This window comes from Halochromatium sp. (genome assembly GCF_054919635.1).
In genome coordinates, this window is record NZ_JBUDPI010000419.1 from 1 (window position 1) to 2,922 (window position 2,922).

The 2,922-nt window shown below is 65.0% G+C and carries 3 protein-coding genes; all 3 read right to left on the reverse strand.

Features of this window, described 5'->3' with window-relative positions:
* Positions 1 to 186: 186 nt before the first annotated feature.
* Positions 187 to 1,215 carry a peptidoglycan -binding protein gene (locus ACY693_RS17605; RefSeq protein ID WP_462323111.1) on the reverse strand — a complete coding sequence of 343 codons (1,029 nt, stop codon included), beginning with the start codon at positions 1,213 to 1,215 and terminating at the stop codon, positions 187 to 189.
* 100 nt (positions 1,216 to 1,315) lie between these two features.
* Entirely contained in the window at positions 1,316 to 2,224 is a 909-nt protein-coding gene (locus ACY693_RS17610; protein WP_462323112.1) for a flagellar motor protein MotA, read from the reverse strand.
* Between the two features lie 10 nt (positions 2,225 to 2,234).
* A partial coding sequence (locus ACY693_RS17615; protein ID WP_462323113.1) for an amidohydrolase family protein occupies positions 2,235 to 2,922 on the reverse strand: 688 nt, incomplete at its 5' end.

The following is a 2,922-nucleotide window of genomic DNA, read 5'->3' on the forward strand; positions in this document are numbered from 1 at the left end:
TCCGGATCGAGGCGGCTCTGACTACCTGGCGGCGCAGATCAACGCTGCTAAGACGCTGCTCTTGGGCGAGTAAAGGCCAAGCGGTCGACTGCTCTTTCTAGTCAGTTATCAGTCAGAAGAAACCGGTTTCACACGTCGTTCGAGTCGTTTGCGGCTGTTATCTCGAAGGCCTGATGAGTTAGCTGCTCAAGGACTGGTGAGCTTGATCTCGATGCGGCGGTTGCGGCGGTTGGCGGCGGCGTCATCGCCAGCGACCGCCGGGCGATGCGCGCCGAAGCCGGCGGCGACCATGCGCTGCGGCGGGAGGCCGCGGCTGGCGAGGAATTCCACCACCGACAGCGCCCGAGCGGTCGACAGCTCCCAGTTCGAGGCGTAGCGGTGACCCTCGCGCAGCGGTTGCGGATCGGTGTGGCCATCGATGCGCAAGACCCAGTCGATCTCGTCCGGGATCGATTCGGCAACATCGAGCAGGGTCTCGGCGAGCTGTTCAAGCTGCGCCCGACCGGCAGGATTCAGCGCTGCTTCACCGGACGGAAACAGCAGCTCGGATTGGAACACGAAGCGATCGCCGGTGACGCGCACATCGGGATTCTCGCCCAGTGCCTCCTTGACGCGGCCGAAGAACTCGGAGCGATAGCGCTCGAGCTCGTTGACCTGTCGCGCCAGCGCCAGATTCAGCCGCTCGCCAAGATCGGTGATCTCCGCGGCCTGCTCGGCCTTGTCGCGCTCGGCGGCGGCCAAGGCCCCGGCGACCTCCTGCAATTGGGTCCGCAAGGCGGCGATCTGCAGATTGAGCAGGGCGACCTCGTCGCGGGCCTCTTGCGAGAGCGCCTGCTCCTCGGCGATGGTCTCTTGCTGCGAGGCGATCAGCGCATCCAACGCGAGCAGGCGGATCTGATCCTGATCGCGTCCAGCGGCCAGGGTGTCGCGCTCATCGCTGACCTCGGCAAGCTGTTCGGAGAACAGCACCACCTGCGCGTTCAAGGCGTCGGCGCGCTGCTCACTGATGCCCAAGGCCTCGCTGACCTCGGCCAGCCGGTTGCTGAGCAGGTCGAGGGCGAACTCCTGATCCGAGACGACTTGCCGCAGCAGGAACTGGGCGAGCGTGAAGATCAGCAGCACGAAGATGACGACCATCAACAGCGCTGACAGCGCGTCGACATAGCCTGGCCAGACGTTGACCGTGCGTGAGCTGCGGCGGATTCCTGTGAACACTCTTTATTGGTGGTTAGTGGTTAGTCTGGGCGGTGACCGGTGGGCAGCGATCCGGGGTGAGTCTTTGAAGTGCTTGACTCGGTGTCATCCAGATCCTGGTCTATCGATCTCGAGCGGCATCACCAGTGTGCTTGGCCTCGGGCGCTGAGGTGCTCGCGGGGGTCTGCGCAGCCAGTAAGGCCTCGAGCACTTGGCGTTGGGCGCGGAGCTCCTCGAGTAGGGCCATAGTGTCGGCGTTGCCGCCGCTGCTTGCAGCGGTTCCTGCGGCCACTGCTTGGGGTCGCTGGCGGGCAGTGGCGCCGCCGAGCTCCGGCTCGTCGATCAGCTGGGTCAGGCCGGAGAGCCATTCTTCGAGATCGTTGAAGAAGCGGTTCTGCGCGTGCCCGGCCTGAAGATCGAGGAAGCCCAGGATCAAGGAGCCGCCGAGGCCGAACAGCGAGGAGCTGAAGGCGGTGCCCATGCCGGCGAGCGGTGCCTCGAGTCCGGTCTTTAGGGTCGCGAAGACCTCATCGACCGCACCGCCAGAGACGTCGAGCCCTGAGATCACTCGACCGACCGAGCCGACGGTGTCGAGCAACCCCCAGAAGGTCCCGAGCAGACCGAGGAAGATCAGCAAGCCGATCACATAGCGTGAGATCTCGCGCGACTCGTCGAGCCGGGCGCGGATGCCGTCGAGCACGGTGCGCAGCGACAGCGCCGAGAGCCGGAAGCGGTCCTTGCGCCGTCCGTGCAGATGGCGCGCCAGTGGTTTCATCAGCCTCGGATGCTCTTCGAGCAGCTCCATGTTGCCGGTGCGAAAATGCCTGATCCAGGCGATCTCCGGATGCAGCGCCAGGACCTGCTGCACATTGATGATGAGCCCGATCGCGAGCACACCGAGGATCAGGCTGTTGAAGCCCCAGTTGGCGAGAAAGGCCTCTTGGAGCGGCACGAAGAGTAGGGCGACCAGGGCGCCGACCAGTGCCAGATAGACCGTCATCCAGAAGAGTGAGTGATTGGGACTGCTCATCGTGCTGTTTCTAGCCGTTGCCCTCGGCGATGCGCTCGCGCCAACCCTGGGCGGCCGTGAGGATGCGCTCTGGCTCCAGGGTCAGCGGCTCGCCGTCGCGAATCACCTGGCGGCCGGCAATCCAGACCTGTTGCACCTGATGGCTACTGGCGGCGTACACCATCTGCGAGCAGGCATGATACAGCGGTTGCGTGTGTGGATTGCCGAGGTCGACGGCGACCACATCGGCGGCCTTGCCGACCTCCAACGAGCCGGTCTCATCGTCGATGCCGAGCGCCTTGGCGCCATTCAGTGTGGCCATGCGCAAGGCGGTCTCGGCAGGGACCGCAGCTGCGGAGCCAGCGACCCCTTTCGCCAGCAGTGCGGCCGTGCGCATCTCGGCGAGCAGGTTCAGATCGTTATTGCTGGCGGCGCCATCGGTGCCGAGGGCGACATTGACACCGGCGTCCAGGAGGTCAGCGACGCGGCAGAAGCCGCTTGCTAGCTTGAGATTCGATTCCGGGCAGTGCACCACATGCGCACCCGTCTCGGCGACGCGGGCGATCTCGTTGTCGTCAAGCTGCGTCATGTGCACGGCGATCAGGTGCGGTCCTAACAGGCCAAGCCGCTCCAATCGCGCCAGCGGACGCTCGCCGTGGGTGCCAAGCGACTGCATCACCTCATCGCGCGTCTCCTGCACATGGGTATGCACCTGCACC

What these genes read in the sequence shown, in the direction of transcription:
- ACY693_RS17610 (WP_462323112.1), bottom strand. Translation starts at nt 2,224, where the DNA reads ATGAGCAGTCCCAATCACTCACTCTTCTGGATGACGGTCTATCTGGCA.